The organism is Streptomyces sp. NPDC088197, assembly GCF_044741185.1.
Lineage (GTDB): Bacteria > Actinomycetota > Actinomycetes > Streptomycetales > Streptomycetaceae > Actinacidiphila.
On sequence record NZ_JBIUSD010000001.1, the window covers coordinates 701,367 to 719,501 of the forward strand.

At 72.0% G+C, this 18,135-nt stretch carries 15 protein-coding genes; 9 read left to right on the top strand and 6 right to left on the bottom strand.

The genetic code is table 11. The features are described 5' to 3' along the window. Window positions 1-103: 103 nt before the first annotated feature. The gene (locus ACIOC1_RS03135; RefSeq protein WP_401851431.1) at window positions 104-484 is read left to right on the top strand and encodes a DUF6086 family protein; all 381 of its coding nucleotides are present in this window, start codon (window positions 104-106) and stop codon (window positions 482-484) included. Between the two features lie 56 nt (window positions 485-540). On the opposite strand, the gene ACIOC1_RS03140 is transcribed toward ACIOC1_RS03135, so the two are convergent. Next, a complete protein-coding gene (locus ACIOC1_RS03140; protein WP_355336741.1) occupies window positions 541-1,341 on the bottom strand; it encodes a CPBP family intramembrane glutamic endopeptidase in 801 nt (266 codons plus the stop codon). A gap of 777 nt (window positions 1,342-2,118) precedes the next feature. On the opposite strand from ACIOC1_RS03140, the gene ACIOC1_RS03145 reads away from it, so the two are divergent. Then, window positions 2,119-2,913: an MHYT domain-containing protein gene (locus ACIOC1_RS03145; RefSeq protein ID WP_391041900.1), complete on the top strand. Its 795-nt coding sequence runs from the start codon at window positions 2,119-2,121 to the stop codon at window positions 2,911-2,913. A gap of 191 nt (window positions 2,914-3,104) precedes the next feature. Continuing rightward, window positions 3,105-4,190, top strand: coding sequence for a hypothetical protein (locus ACIOC1_RS03150; RefSeq protein WP_401851434.1), 1,086 nt, complete (start codon window positions 3,105-3,107; stop codon window positions 4,188-4,190). 120 nt (window positions 4,191-4,310) lie between these two features. Here ACIOC1_RS03150 and ACIOC1_RS03155 read toward each other — a convergent pair whose 3' ends face one another. Then, entirely contained in the window at window positions 4,311-5,249 is a 939-nt protein-coding gene (locus ACIOC1_RS03155) for a zinc-binding dehydrogenase (protein ID WP_401717722.1), read from the bottom strand. A 110-nt stretch (window positions 5,250-5,359) separates the two neighbouring features. On the opposite strand from ACIOC1_RS03155, the gene ACIOC1_RS03160 reads away from it, so the two are divergent. From ACIOC1_RS03160 to ACIOC1_RS03170, 3 genes are all read left to right on the top strand, one after another. Continuing rightward, window positions 5,360-6,001 carry a TetR family transcriptional regulator gene (locus ACIOC1_RS03160; RefSeq protein WP_401851436.1) on the top strand — a complete coding sequence of 214 codons (642 nt, stop codon included), beginning with the start codon at window positions 5,360-5,362 and terminating at the stop codon, window positions 5,999-6,001. 638 nt (window positions 6,002-6,639) lie between these two features. Then, entirely contained in the window at window positions 6,640-7,320 is a 681-nt protein-coding gene (locus tag ACIOC1_RS03165; RefSeq protein ID WP_355339557.1) for a GntR family transcriptional regulator, read from the top strand. Further along, window positions 7,317-8,651 carry an MFS transporter gene (locus tag ACIOC1_RS03170; protein WP_355339560.1) on the top strand — a complete coding sequence of 445 codons (1,335 nt, stop codon included), beginning with the start codon at window positions 7,317-7,319 and terminating at the stop codon, window positions 8,649-8,651. The genes ACIOC1_RS03165 and ACIOC1_RS03170 overlap by 4 nt, the downstream gene beginning before the upstream one ends. A gap of 136 nt (window positions 8,652-8,787) precedes the next feature. Here the strand turns inward: ACIOC1_RS03170 and ACIOC1_RS03175 are convergent, their stop codons facing one another. Continuing rightward, window positions 8,788-9,612: a maleylpyruvate isomerase family mycothiol-dependent enzyme gene (locus ACIOC1_RS03175; protein WP_401851439.1), complete on the bottom strand. Its 825-nt coding sequence runs from the start codon at window positions 9,610-9,612 to the stop codon at window positions 8,788-8,790. A 133-nt stretch (window positions 9,613-9,745) separates the two neighbouring features. On the opposite strand from ACIOC1_RS03175, the gene ACIOC1_RS03180 reads away from it, so the two are divergent. Further along, window positions 9,746-10,549, top strand: a complete 804-nt coding sequence (locus ACIOC1_RS03180; RefSeq protein ID WP_401851440.1) for a carbon-nitrogen family hydrolase — start codon at window positions 9,746-9,748, stop codon at window positions 10,547-10,549. A 121-nt stretch (window positions 10,550-10,670) separates the two neighbouring features. Here the strand turns inward: ACIOC1_RS03180 and ACIOC1_RS03185 are convergent, their stop codons facing one another. After that, window positions 10,671-11,165, bottom strand: coding sequence for an LURP-one-related family protein (locus ACIOC1_RS03185; protein WP_355339569.1), 495 nt, complete (start codon window positions 11,163-11,165; stop codon window positions 10,671-10,673). Window positions 11,166-11,204: 39 nt separating this feature from the next. Here ACIOC1_RS03185 and ACIOC1_RS03190 point away from each other — a divergent pair, with 39 nt between their 5' ends. Beyond that, window positions 11,205-13,112 carry an NHL domain-containing thioredoxin family protein gene (locus ACIOC1_RS03190; RefSeq protein ID WP_401851442.1) on the top strand — a complete coding sequence of 636 codons (1,908 nt, stop codon included), beginning with the start codon at window positions 11,205-11,207 and terminating at the stop codon, window positions 13,110-13,112. 99 nt (window positions 13,113-13,211) lie between these two features. Beyond that, on the top strand, window positions 13,212-16,289 hold the full coding sequence (locus tag ACIOC1_RS03195; protein WP_401851444.1) for an FG-GAP-like repeat-containing protein: 3,078 nt from the start codon (window positions 13,212-13,214) through the stop codon (window positions 16,287-16,289). Window positions 16,290-16,337: 48 nt separating this feature from the next. Here the strand turns inward: ACIOC1_RS03195 and ACIOC1_RS03200 are convergent, their stop codons facing one another. After that, window positions 16,338-16,574 carry a hypothetical protein gene (locus ACIOC1_RS03200; protein ID WP_188282515.1) on the bottom strand — a complete coding sequence of 79 codons (237 nt, stop codon included), beginning with the start codon at window positions 16,572-16,574 and terminating at the stop codon, window positions 16,338-16,340. A gap of 171 nt (window positions 16,575-16,745) precedes the next feature. After that, window positions 16,746-18,038, bottom strand: a complete 1,293-nt coding sequence (locus ACIOC1_RS03205) for a M18 family aminopeptidase (protein ID WP_401851447.1) — start codon at window positions 18,036-18,038, stop codon at window positions 16,746-16,748. Window positions 18,039-18,135: the final 97 nt, after the last annotated feature.

The following is an 18,135-nucleotide window of genomic DNA, read 5'->3' on the forward strand; positions in this document are numbered from 1 at the left end:
CCCACCGCAGCCAGCGGCAGTGCGCCCGCAGGGCGCGAGACGAACCCGCCACGGCCCCACCGGGCCGTTCGCCCCAGCCCCCATCAACGAGAGCGGCGTTGAGATGAGTCAGTACTACGAGGTCGGCGACCGCGTCCTGTGGAACCCCTCGACGGGCGTCAGCCGCCTCTTCCACGGGCAGGTGCCGGTGTTCGAGGAGCGGGTCGGGGTGGCGTCGGGCATCGGACCGATGGTGAACGACGACTGCCGGGTCGACCCGGCCGCGCTGGCCGTCTTCGCGCAGGCGCTGCTGGACTGGGACCTACGGGTCGGCCATTCGATCAACCGGGCGCTGTCCGAAGGCTTCGTCGGCACTGTCCTGGCCCTCGCCTCCCGCGCGGGCGTCACGCTCACCTGGCCGTCCCCGCCGGACCTCGGACGCGGTGCCCGGCTGCGGCGACTGGCGCGCGAACTGGAACAGGCCATGCCGGGCGACCGCCCCTGAGGGCGTACGCGCGCGTCGTAGCCAGGCAACCTGACGGGCGGGGGCCGTACCGCTGGTCAGGCCGGGACGGCCGGGGAGGCGGGCTGGATCGCGCGGCGCCTGACGAGCAGCACGATGATCAGGGCGACCTGGAGCAGGATGATCAGGAGGGTGCCCAGCGACACCTGGGGCTTGTCGCCCACGAGGTTGGAGATCAGGCTGGTGTCCCACAGGCCGTGGACGAGCATCGGCAGCACGAGGACGCCGCCGGCGCGCAGGCACAGGTAGAAGAAGTAGCCCGAGGTGGAGACGACGGCGGCCTGCCCGAGCGCTTGTGGTCCCTGGCTGATGGCGTTGCTGATGTGGACGAGGCCGAAGACGACGGAGGAGCAGAGTGCGACCTTGCCCTCGGTGAATCCCGCGCGGCGGAAGACATGGACGCCGATGCCCCGGAACATGAGTTCCTCGCCGACGCCGACGAACAGCCCGAGCAGCAGCAGGCAGGCCACGAGAGACAGGCTCTGGTCCGCCAGGTGCGGGTAGTTCAGCCCGATCACCGCGGCGGCGATCATCGAGATCGGTACCCAGCGCACCCAGCGCCGCACCGGCGCGCGGTAGCGCAGGACCTCGCCCCACCAGCCCAGCCAGGAGACGACCGCGGCGCCGAACGCGATCGACGCCCCGATCGGGATCAGCGCGTTGCGCACCAGGGACGCGGTCGTGGGGAACTGGCTGTCGGAGTCACCGGTGTCCACGCCGATCAGCAGGCCCAGGCCCTGGATGATGCCCACGTACACGACCACCACGACGAGGAACCAGGGCCACGACAGCCTGCGTCCCGCCCCGGCCTCCGGTATCGCTTCCGCCGTGTCGCGCATCGTGCAGCCCTTTCAGTGGCGGCGAGGTTCGCCGCCCGACGGGCACCGTCACACATCGCCGCGGTTCCCCAGCAGACTCTCATACCGGAATGAACACCCCTCGTGTCCCTTCCCCGAACCGGCGGCACCACCCCGAGGACCGGCCGACCGTCCGCGGTGGCCGTCCCGGTGGGCCGCGAAAGCCGACAAGCGATCGGGGATTCGGCTACTCCGCGCTCCTGACACTTCACCGCGCCGCTGACACTTCACCGTGCCGGTGATGCCGAACGGGCATATGACGTCGAGGATATGGCAAAACGAATATGCCGGGAATCGTCTCGGGGCGGGAGGCGCATCATGCATATGACCGCGCATGGGGGTAAATCGGCTATTCGGGAGGGGCGATGGGGCCCGGACCGGTGGGAACCGGACAGGCTCGGGTGCCGTGAAGTGGTGCGCAAGGAAGGTGAGTTGGGCGGGGCGGCCGGTCGGCAGGGCGGGGGACGGGCTGGTCAGGGCGGGAAACGACGGGACGGCGGCGGGTTGCGGCGAGAGAAAGTTGATCTTGGCCGGAAGGGGCGAAAACTTGCCTCGGTGAGGCGGCCTCGGGGTGCCTCGAATTGCGCATGAGTGATATCGAGCCCCACGCGTCCCCGCTGTGTACCAATTTTGAAGATCAATATCGCCGAATGGCCGTATAGGTGATACAAGGTCGTACACCTGTGCGCGCGTGCCTCTCCGGCCTGCGCTGTCGTCACTTCACTCAGCAGGCAGGAAAATCCTGAGAGGGCCGCTCAAATGCAACACCACGAACCGCTCTGGTCCAACTCCCTTTATCCGACGTTCGCTTACGTGATCGCCTTTGTCGGCTCCGTGCTCGGCCTGGCCTGCTCGTCCCGGCTGCACCTCGTGGGATTCGGGCGGGGAAAGAGCTGGCTCGGATCGGGAGCCGTCGCGCTGGGCACCGGAATCTGGGGCATGCACTTCGTCGCGATGCTCGGCTACGACGTGCAGGGCGTGACGCTGCGCTACAACGTGACGCTGACCGTGCTGAGTTGGGTGCTCGCGGTGGGCGTCGTCGGCGTCGGGATCTACGTGGCGGGCCGGGACTCGTCCTGGCCGTCGCTGCTGGCGGGCGGCCTGCTCGCCGGGGTCGGCGTGGCGGGTATGCACTACCTCGGCATGGCGGCGATCATCATGCCGGGCACGATGAGCTACGACGGCTCCACCGTCGCCCTGTCGATCGTCATCGCCATCGTGGCCGCCACGGCGGCGCTCTGGGCGACGCTCCGCGCGCGCGGCCCGCTCTTCATCACCGGGGCCGCGCTCGTCATGGCCTTCGCGATCAGCGGCATGCACTACACGGGCATGGCGGCGGTCAGTTCCACGATCACCGACCACACCGACCCGACCACGGGCGTCTCGGCCTCCGCCTTCGTCCTGCCCCTGATCGCGGGCCTGAGCCTGATCGTCTTCGTGGTCGCCTTCGCGGTCCTGATGAACCCGACCGAGGAGCTGGCCGCCGACAATCCGGCCCCCGTCCGCCAGGCCCCGCCCCAGCCCGCGACGACCCACGGCGACTGGCCGTCCTGAGCCCGGACGCCCGGACGCCCAGACGTCCGGACGCCCGGACGCCCAGACGTCCGGACGCGTACGAACCGCCCTCCCCGGTCGTCCCGGCAGCCCCACCAGCGGGCCGACGCGGCCCGCTCGGTAGCGTGGACCGGGTTCCGGCGGCCCGAGGCCGTTACGGGGAAGTGTTGTTCACGGGGAAGCAGGGACTCATGGTTAACCGAAAGCACCGCGTCGCGCTGGCGGCGGGCCTCGCGGCGACGTGTCTCGTCCTGACCGCCGGGTGCGGCGGCTCGTCGTCGGACGAGACGTCGGACACGTCCACGGAGAAGAGCGGGGACGCGGGCAAGGGCAAGGGCGGGAAGAAGGCGGCGCCGCTGCTGACCGTGGCCGAGGCGAACAAGATCGTGGACACGTATCAGGCGCTCAACAACGAGGCGAACGCGAAGCTCAGCCCGGCGCTGATTGCCAAGGTCGAGGCGGGGGCCATGCTCGCCTTCGACAAGGGCTACTTCACGCAGGCGTCCGGCCTCGACCAGAAGAACGTCAAGGCGAATCTGGCGGCCTTCGTGTACGTCAACCGCGCGTTCTACATCCCTCCGGCCGCGGCCAACACGGACTGGTTCATGGTGAGGGCACAGGGCGCGGAGCTGAAGGACGGCAAGCCGGGCGCGCCGTGGACGACCGGCACCCGCTTCATCGTCTTCAAGCACACGGCCGACGGCTGGCGCGCGGTCAACTCCCAGGACTTCTCGGGCGACGAGCAGAAGAAGATCCCGGAGATCGCGCTGGACGCGGACGGGCTGGCGCGGGTCGCCGAGCCGACGGCGAAGATCGGCGGCACCGCGCCCGCGGACTTGGCCGACCTGGTGGCGGACCTCTACGTGACCGGCGGCGCCGACACCCCGCTGGCGCGGACCACGGCGCGCGAGAACGCGATCTCCGCGTACAACAACCGTCTCAACGGCCTCGACGGCCACGCGTACAACGACTACAAGAAGGCCGCCCCGCGCGTCGGCACCACGTACGCGCTGCGCACGAAGGACGGCGGGGCCCTCGTGCTCAACGACAGCGCCGTCGACGAGACGTCACTGGCCAAGGACCTGACCTCGTACATCACCCTCGGCAAGCGGCTCAAGCCGTTCGTCAAGAAGGGCGCGAGCGACCACATGTACCAGGTCGTGAACCACGAGATGCAGATGGAAGTGGGCGTGATCGCCCCGAGCGGCACCCCCGCCGTCTACGGCCTCGAACAGCAGACGACGAGCGTGGACGCGACCCCGATGAGCACCGTCTGACGGACGGTGCGTCCGCGCCGACAGTACGGCGGGCGGCGGCCGTTGAGCCGCCCGCCGCCCGCCGCCTCGCGTCCGTCCGCCCGCCGCCCGCCGCCTCGCGCCCGTCCGTCCGGGACGACATCACCCGAAGACGGCGACCAGCCGTCCGATCACCTCGCCGCGCTCCAGCCGCCCGACACCCTCGCCGATCTCCTCGAATCCGATCTCGGTGACCCGCGACGACAGCTTCCCCTCGGCGACGAGGTCGAGTACCGCCGCGCAGTCCTCCTTCGACCCGGCCTGGGAGCCGACGAGTTCGACCTCGTTCAGGGTGAGCGCCTGAAGGTCGATCTCGCCGCGCGCGCGGCCGAGGCCGACCTGGACGATACGGCCGCCCCGGCGTACGGAGTGGATCGCGCCGTCGGTGGTCGTCCCGAACCCGGCGAAGTCGACGACCACGTCGAGGTTCTCGCCCGCGAAGTCGGTGATGTCGCCCGCGACCTTCTCCGCGCCGAGCGAGCGGGCGAAGTCGTGCACGCGCTCGTTCTTCTCGGCGACGAACACCGTCGCGCCGAGCGCGAGCGCGGTCTGGGCGCCGAGCGAGCCGAGCCCGCCGAGGCCGATGATCCCGACGCGGGAGCCGGCGGTGACCCTCCCCTGCACGGAGACCGCGTGGTACGAGGTGAGCCCGGCGTCGGTGGCGGCTGCCGCCTGGTCGAACGGCACCCCGTCCGGCAGCGCGACGACGAGCCGTTCGAGGACGACGACCTCGTCCGCGAATCCGCCGTTCTTCGACGTGCCGGGCCCCTCGATGGCGGCCGGGATGACGACCTTCTGGCCCACGGTGAACCGCGTCACGCCCGAGCCCACGGCGGAGACGACACCCGCGATCTCGTGACCCAGTGTGATCGGCCGGAACGGGAGCAGCGGCGTCAGCGTGCCGTCGAGAAACCCGACGTCGCTGTGGCACAGCCCGGCCGCGCGGACGTGCACGACGAGTTCGTCCGCGCCCGGTGCCGGGGCCGGGACCTCACTGAGGGTGAGGGGCTGGCCGATGTCGGTGAACTGCCATGCGCGCATTTTCCGCTCCTTGGACGGTGGGCTCCCGGCGGGGCCGCGCTGATGTCGGCGGTCACCCGGAAGAATATTGGTACCTCATCCCAAAAATACTCCTCCACTACGCTCGGGCGATGACCACCTCCCGAAGGAGCCGCGGGCGACCGCCCGCCTCGACCCGCGAAGCCCTGGAGGAAGTCGCCTTCGACCTGCTGCTTCGCGACGGCTACGAGGCGACGACGCTCCAGGCGATCATGGCCGCGGGCGGTGTCGGGCGCTCGACGCTCTTCCGCTACTTCGGGTCGAAGTCGGGGATCGTGTGGGGCGAGTTCGACCGCGCGGTCGAGCGGCTGCGGGCCGCCCTTCGCGACGCCGACGACGTACCCGTCATGACGGCCGTACGGGCGGCGGTCGTCCGGTCCACGCGGCTTTCGCAGGCGGCGGCGCCGGACTCGTGGCTCGACCGCTTCCGCGTGCTCGACCGGGACCCCGCGCTCGTCGCGGAGGCCGCCGCGCACTGGCGCGTCTGGGGCGAGACGGTGAGCGGGTACGCGGCCGGGCGAACCGGCCTCGACGCGGGCGACCCCGTCCCGGCCGCGATCGGCGGCGCCGTACAGGCGGCCTACGTCGCGGTGCTCAGGCGGTGGGCCGGGGCGGCGGAGACGCGCGGGGACGACGCCGGGGCCGAAGCGGTCGACATCGACGAGCTCGACCGGGACCTGCGCCCGGTCACCGACGCCTTCCAGGCCGTCCTGGACGGCGTGACGCGAGGCTGAACGGAGGCTCCGCCGCCGCTTGGCGACCTCCTTCAGTCCCCTTGTCCCGCGGCGGCGGCCGTGTTGCGACGGTGGGCGCGAGCCAGCCGAAGCGCGAGGGACATCAGGACCGCACAGGCGTCGATCGGGGAGAGAACCTGCCCCGCGATGCGCGGTCGGGCAGCGGCCTGATCCGTGTCGTCTCCTCCGAACCCGTCGGCGACGGCGTCCGCTCCGTCCACGTCGCCTACGAGTTCCCCGAGGGCCGCTGGACCCAGACCTTCCTCTCCCGCCCCCTCACCCCCGTCCCCTTCGAACAGGCCCTCCGCGAAGCCGACTTGACCCTCGGCCGGGGCCGCAGCCCACGTCCGCCACGGGACCGCCCCCGGCGCCGGTGACCTCGGCGGCGAACAGAGCGAGGGCCGTACGCAGGGCCGGCGCGCCGTCCAGGGCCTCCCGTACGAAGTCCGCGTAGCTCACCGCGACCGTGTCGTACGAGGTTCGGGTGTCCGCCAGCCAGTCGTCCGCAGTCATGCTCCGAGACGGTAGCCCCGCGGCCCGCCGCCGCCGAAGCGCCCCTGTGCGACGGGCTCCTGGCATGTCCATATCCCGGACGGCCGTACCGTCCCCTCCGCTGTTGTATCTATGATGCGTGCATCATGGATGCCAGCACTCTCACCGTCGCCGCGCCCGGCCCCGCCGTCAAGGCGCCGCCCGCCGCCGAGCGGGTCTATCTGCACGTCAAGTCCGGTGTCCTGGACCGGAGTTATGAGGGCGGCACGCTGCTCACCGAAGGGGATCTCGCCGACGCGGTGGGGGTCTCGCGCACGCCGGTGCGCGAGGCGCTGCTGCGGCTGGAGGCGGAGGGGCTGATCAAGCTCTACCCGAAGAAGGGCGCGCTGGTGCTGCCGGTGTCGGCGCAGGAGATCGCCGACGTGGTGGAGACCCGGCTGCTGGTGGAACAGCACGCCGTGGCCAAGGTGGTCGGGGCGGTGCCGCCGCGGCTCATCGCGCGGCTGGAGGAGTCCCTGGCCGAGCAGCGCGGGCACGCGGAGACCGGCGACCTGGCGGCCTTCGCCGTCGCGGACCGCTGCTTCCACGCGGAGATCGTCCGCGCGGCGGGCAACCGTATCCTCGCGCACCTCTACGACCAGCTCAGGGACCGTCAGTTGCGGATGGGGGTGGCCACCATGCACGCCGAGCCGAGCCGGGTGGCGAAGAACATCGCGGAGCACACCGAGATCCTGGACGCGCTCAGGGACGGCGCGGCCGACACGGCCGCCGACGTCGTGGACCGGCACGTCTCGTGGGTGAAGGTGCTCGCCAGGGGCGAGTCGTGAGCCGGAGCCCGGCCGCGGAGAAGGTCCTGCCGGGCGACCCGCCCGGCGGACGCCGTGCCGCCCTCGTCTGGGGCGTCGGCACCTCCGTCTACCTCGTCGCCGTCGTCCACCGCACCAGCCTCGGCGTCGCGGGCATCGACGCCGCCGACCGCTTTCACATCGGCGCCTCCGCGCTCTCCAGCTTCTCGATCCTCCAGGTGCTGGTCTACGCGGGCATGCAGATACCGGTCGGGCTGATGGTGGACCGGCTCGGCACGAAGAAGGTCCTGCTGCTCGGCGCCGTGCTGTTCACCCTCGGCCAGGGGGCGTTCGCGCTGTCCCACTCGTACGGCATGGCCCTCGGCGCCCGCGCCGTGCTGGGCTGCGGCGACGCCATGACCTTCGTGAGCGTGCTGCGGCTCGGCTCGCGCTGGTTCCCCGCCAGACGCGGTCCGATGATCGCCCAGGGCGCCGCCCTGTTCGGCGTCGCGGGCAATCTCGTTTCGACCGTCGTCCTCTCCCGCGTCCTGCACTCGGCGGGCTGGACCCCGACCTTCCTCGGCACCGCCCTGGTCGGCGCGCTCGTCCTCGTCCTGGTCGCCCTCTTCCTCAAGGACCATCCCGAGGGATACGAACCCGCGCCCGCCGAACACGCGGGCCTGACGTACGTACGCCGCCAGATCGCCGCCTCCTGGGCCGAGCCCGGCACGCGCCTGGGCATGTGGACGCACTTCACCACCCAGTTCTCCGGCATGGTGTTCCTGCTGCTGTGGGGGCTGCCGTACCTCGTCGAGGACCAGGGGCTCTCGCGCGGCGCGGCGGGCGGGCTGCTCACGCTCGTCGTCGTCGCCAACATGTTCTTCGGCATGGTCTTCGGGCAGCTCATCTCCCGCCACCACGGCGCCCGCATGCCGCTCACCCTCGGCGTGATCGCGGCCACCGCCGCCGCCTGGGCCACGACGCTCGCCTGGGGCGGCGGCCACGGCCAGGACCCGATGTGGCTGCTGGTCGCCCTGTGCGTCGTCCTCGGCGCCTGCGGGCCCGCCTCGATGATCGGCTTCGACTTCGCCCGCCCCGCCAACCCGCCCGAGCGCTTCGGCACCGCCTCCGGGATCGTCAACATCGGCGGCTTCACCGCCTCCGTCCTCACCCTGCTCGCCGTCGGCCTGCTCCTCGACGCGACCGGCGACGACTACCGGATCGCCTGGAGCAGCGTCTTCGTGCTCCAGGCGGTCGGCACCGCCCAGATCCTCCGGCTCCGCCGCCGTGCGGAACGGCTGGAGCGGGAGCGGATCGCGGTCAGCCGCGTCGAGAGCGTGCACCGCCTGCCGGCGGCGGTCACCTCCGACTGACGCCCGGCGCGGCCGTACGACGCTGTACGGCGGCGGGGTTCATGGCGGGCGCGCCGTGATTCGGGAAAGGCGTGATCCGGGTACACCATGATCCGGAAACGGCGTGTTCCGGGAACGGCGCCCGAGGCGCCGGGCGCTACTTCGTGACCGCGATGTGCGACAGGATCGCGTCCGCCAGTTGCCGGTCGCCCTCGATCTTGAGCTGGTCGGCGAGCGCGGCCGGACGCGCCCGGCCGGTGAGCAGCCGCAGGAACGTCTCCCAGTCCACGACGAAGGTGACGGCCGGACCGAGCGAGACGGCCGAGTCGATGCTGCCGTGGCCCTCGGCGTTCACCCGTACGGTCCGCATGAACTCCAGCGGTCCGTGCACGTCGAAGACGACCGCGGAGCCCGGCTTGGCGCCCGCGTCCTCGGCGACCAGCTTCGGCAGCGAGCGCAGGACGTAGTCACGGGCCAGTACGGCCGCGGGGGAGGCGAGGTTGCCCGGGGCGTCGAGGGCCCGGCGCAGATCCTGCTCGTGCACCCACACGTCGAAGACGCGGCCCCAGAGCTGTTCCTCCAGGGTGACCTCGCCGCCGCCGATCGCGCGGACCTCGGCGTCCGGCTGCCGCGACTCGTTCCTGAGCTGCCGCGAGCGGCGGATGATCGTGTACTCCAGCTCGGACGTCATCTCCGGCGCCGTGTGGTGGCGGCGGATGTCGACCGGGACCTCCGTGTAGCGGGCCGTCTCGCTGGTGATGTGCCGGAGGTCGCTGGGAAGTGTGTGGATGGGGCGCGGGTCGCCCAGCAGCTCGCACTCGAAGCCGATGATGTGGGACACGACATCGCGGACCGACCAGTACGGGCACTCGGTGTGGCGGTTCCACGCGCCGTCGGGCAGCGGCGTCACCAGTTCGTTGACGGATTCTATGGAGTGGGTCCAGGCGTCGATATACGGCTGGAGCTTGCTGTGGACGGTCACGGGACCCCTCGACGGTCGGTGCGCGGTCGTGGCGGTTGGCGCCTAAGTTACGCTGCGCGCGGGCGCCCACGCAGTGCTTTCGAGTGACGATGGTAGGCCCGGCTTGACGACCCAACGTATGGGCGGTGTCCGAGTGCGCGCAACGCTTCTTCAGATCGACGTGGACCAGAGGGAATCGGTCGCCTCGCGGCGCGACCGTGTGGCAGCGATGGTACGTGCCCACGCGGACGCGGATCTTGTCGTGCTGCCCGAACTGTGGCCGGTCGGCGCCTTCGCCGCCGAGGACTTCGCGGCCGAGGCCGAGACGGCGGACGGCGGCCCGACCGCCGAGGTGATGAGCGCGGCGGCGCGCGACGCCGGGGTGTGGCTGCACGCCGGGTCGATCGTCGAACGCGACGTCGTCGGCGGCGAATTGTTCAACACCTCGCTGCTCTTCTCCCCCGCCGGCGCTCTCGCGGCGGTCTACCGCAAGATCCACCGCTTCGGCTTCGACCAGGGCGAGGCCGTCCTCATGTCCTCCGGGCACGACATCGTCACCGCCCGCGTCCCCGGCACCGTCCTCGGCCTCGCCACCTGCTACGACCTGCGCTTTCCCGAGCAGTTCCGGCTGCTGCTCGACGCCGGGGCGCAGACGCTGGTCGTTCCGGCGGGCTGGCCCGCGCGGCGGCTCGCCCACTGGCGGCTGCTGGTGCGCGCCCGCGCCGTCGAGTCCCAGGCGTACGTCCTCGCCTGCGGGACGGCCGGCACCCACGCCGGGGTGGAGCAGGCCGGGCACAGCATGATCGTCGATCCCTGGGGTGAGATCGTCGCCGAGGCCGGGCCCGCCGAGCAGGCGCTCTCCGCCGAGGTCGACGTCTTCCGCGTGGACGTCACCCGCGCCGATTTCCCCGTCCTCCGCGACCGCGTCCTCGGAGTCCCCACCCCGAAGCCCCGCTAGGGCCTGTCCGGCCGCGAGAAGGGCCCGCCGATCTTTCAGGGGCGCTGCGGGCACCCACCCGCGCGAGGTTCGGGCACAAAGGCGGCGCCCCGGAAAGACCGGGTCGCCGCCCTGCGCAGGGCTATTCGTCCTCGTGCTCCTTGTCGACCATGCGGTCGACGCACACCGCCACCGCGATCAGCATCGCGGCATCGGCGTCCTCGCGCTCGATGTCGATGGCGTAGGCGTCACGGAGGGTGAACCACTTGCGGGAGATGCGCGCGAGGCGCTCCCCCTCGTACTCGATGTCGAACTCCTTGTCGATGATGTCGCCGCGCACTTCGAGTTCCTCGCCGGAGGCGAGCTCGGCGCGGAAGACGTCGCGGAGCAGGTGGAGGCGCTTCTTGCGGACGGTGACGAGGACATCGCCGTCGCGCTCGATGGTCATGGCGTCCCGCAGGGACACCAGCTTCTTGCGGATGACGGCGACCTCGTTGCCGTCCGGGTCCTGGAGTTCGAGGGTGTCGCGGATCCGGAGGACCTTCCCGTCGACGTAGAAGGCCCTGCGGCCGTGCTCGTCCTCGATCCAGTAGTCGTCACCGATGGCGAACATCTTCTCTCGCACCACGTATTTCATAGGGAATGCCTACCCCGGCGGATGCTGTTGGATGGGGATATGACTGCACGTGCACGTGTCCGGGCGCCCGAGCTGACCGGCGAGGGCGGCTGGCTGAACACCGGCGACAAGCATCCGACCCTCGCTGACCTGCGGGGCAGCATCGTCATTCTGGATTTCTGGACGTTCTGCTGTGTGAACTGTCTGCATGTCCTGGACGAGCTGCGGGCCCTGGAGGAGCGGCACAGGGACACGGTGGTGATCGTCGGCGTGCACTCGCCGAAATTCGTGCACGAGGCCGAGCACCAGGCGGTCGTGGACGCGGTGGAGCGGTACGAGGTGCACCACCCGGTGCTGGACGACCCGCAGCTCTCGACGTGGAAGCAGTACGCCGTACGGGCCTGGCCGACGCTGGTGGTGATCGACCCCGAGGGGTACGTGGTCGCGCAGCACGCGGGCGAGGGGCACGCGCACGCGCTGGAGCAGCTCGTGACGGCGCTGGAAAAGGAGCACGCGGCCAAGGGCACCCTGCGCAGGGGCGACGGCCCGTACGTACCGCCCGAGCCGGTCGCGACCGACCTCCGCTTCCCCGGCAAGGCGCTCGCGCTGCCCGGCTCCGGGCACTTCCTGGTGTCGGACTCGACCCGGCACGCCCTGGTGGAGCTGGCGGCGGACGCCGAGAGCGTGGTGCGGCGGATCGGCACCGGCACGCGCGGGCTGGCCGACGGCAACGCGGAGACGGCCCGCTTCAGCGAGCCGCAGGGGCTGACGCTGCTGCCCGACGGCAGCGTGATCGTCGCCGACACCGTCAATCACGCGCTGCGCCGCGTCGACCTGGGCACCGGCCACGTGACGACGGTCGCGGGCACCGGAAAGCAGTGGTGGCAGGGCTCCCCGACGTCCGGCCCGGCCCGCGAGGTGGACCTGTCCTCGCCGTGGGACGTGGCCTGGTTCGACGACCGGGTGTGGATCGCGATGGCGGGCGTGCACCAGCTCTGGACGTACGACCCGGCGACGGAGACCGTACGGGTCGCGGCGGGCACGACCAACGAAGGGCTGGTGGACGGGCACGCGGCGCAGGCGTGGTTCGCCCAGCCGTCCGGGCTCGCGGCGGCGCCGGAGCGCGGCGAGGCGGGGGCGCCCCCGGCCGACGGCTGGGGAAGGCTGTGGATCGCCGACTCCGAGACCTCGGCGCTGCGCTGGGTCGAGCGCGCCGACGACGACCCGGACGCGGACGCGGACACGGCAGGCGGTGACGGCGGTGAGCCGCGCCGCTACATCATCCGTACGGCCGTCGGCACCGGCCTGTTCGACTTCGGCCACCGCGACGGCCCCGCCGGGCAGGCGCTGCTCCAGCACCCGCTGGGCGTCACCGCGCTGCCGGACGGCTCGGTCGCGGTCAGCGACACGTACAACAACGCGCTGCGCCGCTACGACCCGGTGACCGGCGAGGTCACCACGCTCGCGACCGACCTGCGCGAGCCCTCGGACGCGGTGGTCGTGGACGGCGACATCGTCGTGGTGGAGTCCGCCGGGCACCGGCTGACCCGGATGCACCTGCCGGAGGAGGCCGTCCGCGTGGAGGCCGTCGCCCACCGTACGCAGCGGGACGCGACCGACGTGGCGGCCGGTGCCTTCCGGCTCGACGTGGTGTTCACCGCGCCCGACGGGCAGAAGCTCGACGAGCGGTACGGGCCCTCGACGCGGCTGCTGGTCAGCGCCACCCCGCCGGAACTCCTGGCGGAGGGCGCGGGCAAGGGCACCGACCTCTTCCGCGACCTGGTCCTCGACCCGTCCGTCACCGAGGGCGTCCTGCACGTCTCCGCGATGGCCGCGTCCTGCGACGACGATCCGGCCAACCCCTACCCCGCCTGTCACGTGCACCAGCAGGACTGGGGCGTCCCGGTCCGCGTCGGCGCCGACGGCGACTCGCGGCTGGCGCTGGTCCTGGCGGGCCTGGACGCGTAAGGCGTACAGGCGCCGTACGGGCGTGCCCGGGCGGTGAGTAAGCTCCGGCCATCACTCTTGATCCGCCGGGGGGCGGAGCGTCACCTGGGGAGGGACCGAGTGCCTCGTCGCGCTCTCACACGCGGCTCCGTCGCGGCGGCCACCGTCGTCGTCATGGCCGCCGGGCTCGCCCCGGCCGTCACCGGCGGCACGGCGTACGCGGACGGTACGCCGTCCGGTACCGCGTCGCAGGAGACCGTCATACCCGCCGGTTCGCGGTGGCTGCCGCAGAGCGAGCCGCTGATCACCGCCGGGAACGACGGATACCTGGTCAGGGGGGCCAACGGCGCCCACTGGGTGAATCCGGCGGACGGCAGCGAGGGCCCGGTACTGCCGGATCCCACGCCGCCCTTGGTCAACACCGGCCTGTCCGCGCACCTCATCCGCAACTTCCCGTCCCAGTCGGTGACGATCACCGACTACGACACCAACACCTTCCGCACGGTCACCGCGCCGGCGGGCCAGCGCTGGGTGCCGTTCGGCTTCAGCCTCGACCGCGTCCTCACCAGCGAGACCGCCGCCGACGGCACGCTCGCCGCGCTGCACGTGATCGGCGACGGCAAGGACGGTTCCGCCGACCTGACCGTCACCGGGCTGCCCCCGGGGACCGCCGTGCCCGACTGGCCCGACCTGCTCGCGCAGAACCGCGACCACGCCGTCCTGCGGCTGACCTCGGGCGCCGCGCCCGGCACCGCGCACGCCTACCTGCTGGACTACCGCACCGGCACGCTGCGTGCGATCCTCGCCGACGTGCCCGCCGCCGAGCAGACCACCGTCGTCCTCGGCAGGGACCGGGTGCTGGCGTACGGCGGCGCGGCCACGACGGCGTACACCGTACGGCTCGACGACCCGACGGCCCCCGTCGAGAAGACGCCGCTGCCCACCGACGGCCGGGACGGTACGCCGAAGCTCACCGTCACCGGGGACCGCGTCCTGGTGCTGGAGCGGTCGACGGACAGCCAGTCCGCGGGACTTCCGCTGCGGGCCGTCCCGGTCGGCGGCGGCCCCGCGCGGACCCTGCTGGCCAAGGTGGCCACGGACATGGCGACCGCGCCCGACGGCTCGGTGCTGGTCGAGGGCGGCACAGGACCCGACGACTGGGCGGTCCGCCGGATCACCGCGGCCGACGGCGCCGACGCGACCGTCACCGACCTCAAGACGCTGCCGCCGGTCGCGGCCACGGTCTACGGACTGTCCTACAGCGCCGGGCGGCTGGCGTACTCCGACACCACCCGGCCCTACCCGGCCCTGGTACGGCGCGATGTGGCCGCGGGCCCGGCGCCCGCCGTGTCGGAACCCGAACTGCTGTGGAGCTACGGTCCGAAGCCCGCCGACTGCGGCTCCGGCGTCGCCTGCGTGCACCTCCAGGGCACCGGCACCGGCACCGTGGCCTTCTCCGCCGCCAACATCATCACCGTGCCCCAGCCGCCGTCCCCGACCGATTCGCGCGCCGTCTTCCTCGGCGCGCCCGGCACGGTCACCGACGCCGCGGGACCGTACGTCGTGGTGCACACCGGCACCCCCGCGCGGCAGAAGGTCTTCGACCTCCGCTACGACGGCACCCTGTTCGACGGCCCGGTCACGGCCTCCGCGCTGTGGGGCCGCACCCTGTGGGTGCCCGGCAGCGCCACCGGCACCGTCCGCCCGTACGACCTGGAGCGGCGGACGTACGGCGCCACGGTCCAGACGGGCGCGCCGTGCGTGCCCAAGGAGCTTCAGGCGGACGGGCGTTGGCTGTACTGGTCGTGCGGCACCAGCGCCGGGGTGCACGACCGTACGACCGGCAAGAACGTGCCGGTGCCGACCGGGACCGCGCTGCTGGGCGACGGTTACGTCGTCCGGCACGACACGACGGCGGGCCGTCTGATGCTCACCGACGTGCACACGGGCTCGGCCGTCGGCAGCAACCTCGCGGAACTGGCAGCGAGCGACCTGGCCGACGACCGAGGCGTGAGGTGGACGGTGGACAAGTACGGCGGCGGTGTCGTGTACGTCGATGCGCAACACCGCTTCCACGTGCAGCCGTTGACCTCGATACCGCGCAGCGCGGTGTCGGTGCTGAGCAGCGACGTCGGCCCGGCCGTCGTCGACGTCCTGGACAACCCCGAGGACTGGTACGGCAGGTGGACGCTGTCCCGGCCCGTCGCGGGCTGGAGCCTGACGGTCACGGACGAGGCGGGCAGGACGGTCGCCACCCGCCGCGGCTCCAAGGGCGCGCAGGTGTCGGCGAGTTGGAATCTCAAGGGCGCCGACGGGGCGTGGGTCAGGAACGGCCGCTACACCTGGACGCTGACCGCGCCCCCGGCCGACGGCGGCCCCGGCGGGCTCTCCCTCACCGGCCTGATCGTCGTCAAGGGCGCCGCGGGCGTGCACGACTTCACCGGTGACGGGACCGGCGACTTCTTCGGCCTCACCCCGTCCGGCCGCCTGGACCTGCGCGCGGGCAACGGCAAGGGCAACGTCAACGCGGCGCGCTCCACGTCCGGTTGGCCGACGTCCTCGCTGTACGTGCCCTACGGCGACCTCAGCGGTGACCGGGTCAACGACCTGCTGGTCAGGGACGCCTCGGGCCAACTGTGGCGCTACGACGGCAAGGCGGGCACGAACTTCACCCCGTCCCAGCCGCGCACGCTCATCGGCCCCGGCTGGAACGCGTACGACGCGCTGGCCTCGGTCGGCGACCTGACCGGTGACGGCCGCGCGGACCTCGTGGCGCGTACGCCGTCCGGCAGCCTGTACCTCTACGCCGCCGACCGGAACGGCAGGTTCGGGCCGCGCACCCTCATCGGCGGCGGCTGGAACACGTACAACCTGCTGATCGGCTCGCAGCACTCCGAATCCGTCGGCTACGGCCGTCAGCTTCTGGCCCGGGACAAGTCCGGGGTGCTGTGGGCCTATGACGGCGACGGCAAGGGGCACTTCGGGCCGCGCGTGAAGATCGGGTCCGGCTGGAACATCTACAACTCGATCGTGGGCGTCGGCGAAATCCGGCCGGTCCGGGGGGCGTACCTCACCGGACTGGTCGCCCGTGACGCGGCGGGCGACCTGTGGCGCTACGACGGCCGCGACAGCGAGCCGGGCTTTGCCGCCCGCGTCAGGCTCGGCGCGGGCTGGCAGATGTACAAGTCGCTGTTCTGAGATCCGGGGCTGACCTCACGTCAGAACGCCGGTGGTACTGGCCTGGTGTCAGTACCGCCGGTCACCCGGGTAGTAGCGCTCCTCGACGGGCGGGATGTCGCCGTCGGCCGTCGGGGGAATCCGGCGGCGCTTGAAGATGCTGACGTAAGCGGCGAGTCCGATGATGCCGACGGCCATCATGATCAGGCCGAGCAGATCCATGTTGACGCCCTTGGCGTGCCAGTCGGTGGCGAACGTGATGATCGCACCGACCGCGATCAGAATGATGCAGCCTCCGATGCCCACAATTACCGCTTCCTTTGGCCTAGTTGTGCTCCGGCGTTCTGAAGCAGCGCCTACCCCGGACCTCGGGGCACAAGCAGGCGCATCGGGTCACGGGCGGGCCGGGGCGCGGCCCCGGCCCGCAAGCAGGCCCCGGAAGGCCCCGGAAGCAGTCCCCGGAAGCAGTCCCCCGAGTCAGGCCGCCAGGAAGGCCGTCAGGGCGCTGGCCAGCAGATGCGGGTCGTCGGCGCCGGACATCTCGCGGGCCGAGTGCATCGAGAGGATCGGCACCCCGACGTCGACCGTGGTGATGCCGTGCCGGGCGGAGGTGATCGGGCCGATCGTCGTCCCGCAGGGCATCGAGTTGTTCGACACGAAGTGCTGGTAGGGGACGCCCGCGGTGTCGCAGGCCGCCGCGAAGACGCCGCGGCCGGTGCCGTCGGTGGCGTACCGCTGGTTGACGTTGGTCTTCAGGATCGGGCCGCCGTTGGCGCGCGGGTGGTGCGTCGGGTCGTGCCGCTCGGCGTAGTTGGGGTGCACGGCGTGGCCGGAGTCCGACGAGACGCAGACGCTCGCGGCCAGCGCGCGCTGCCGCTCCTCGAAGCCGCCGCCGCGCGCGTGCACCGAGCGGCTGAGGACGTTGCCGAGCAGCGGGCCCTGGGCGCCGGTGTCGGACTGGCTGCCGTTCTCCTCGTGGTCGAAGGCGGCGAGCACCGGGATGTACGTGAGGTCCTGGCCGCCCGACGCGGCGGCCAGCGCGGCGGCGCCCGCGTGCACCGACAGCAGATTGTCCAGCCGGGGGCAGGCGAACAGTTCCTCGTCGCGCCCGAGGAAGGCGGGCGGCTGCGTGTCGTGCGTCATCAGGTCCCAGCCGACGACGTCCTCCGGGTCGAGGTCCGCCCGCTCGGCGAGGTAGCCGATCAGGTCGCCGTCCTGGGCGTCGCCCAGGCCCCACACCGGCTGGAGGTGGCGCTGCTTGTCCAGCGTCAGCCCGTCGTTCACGCCCCGGTCCAGGTGGATCGCGAGCTGCGGCACCCGCAGCAGCGGGCGGTCGGTCGCGACCAGCCGTGTACTGCCGTCGCGCAGCGTCAGCCGGCCCGCCAGGCCCAGGTCCCGGTCCAGCCAGCTGTTCAGCAGCGGGCCGCCGTAGATCTCCACCGCCACCTGGCGCCAGCCCTGCGACCCCATGTCCGGGCGCGGCTTCACCCGCAGATTCGGCGAGTCCGTGTGCGCGCCGACGATCCTGAACGGTGTCTCCGGCCGTGCGCCGTCCGGCACGAACCACGCCACCACCGCGCCCCCGCGCAGCACATACCGCCCGCCCGGCTCGGCCCCCCACTTCTCCGTCTCCGCCACCCGCCGGAACCCGGCCCCCTCCAGCCGCTCCGCCACGGTCGCCACCGCGTGGTACGGCGTCGGACTCGCCTGCACGAAGGCGGCCAGATCTTCGGTGTGCTTACGGCCAAACGCCGGACGCTGAGAGCTCATGCCCTCAGCTTAGTTTTCGGCCACATGGCTCGCCCCGTTAGGGGCGCGGGGAACTGCGCGAGCAACCCACCACCGGCGGGCAGTCCGGCGACCACCG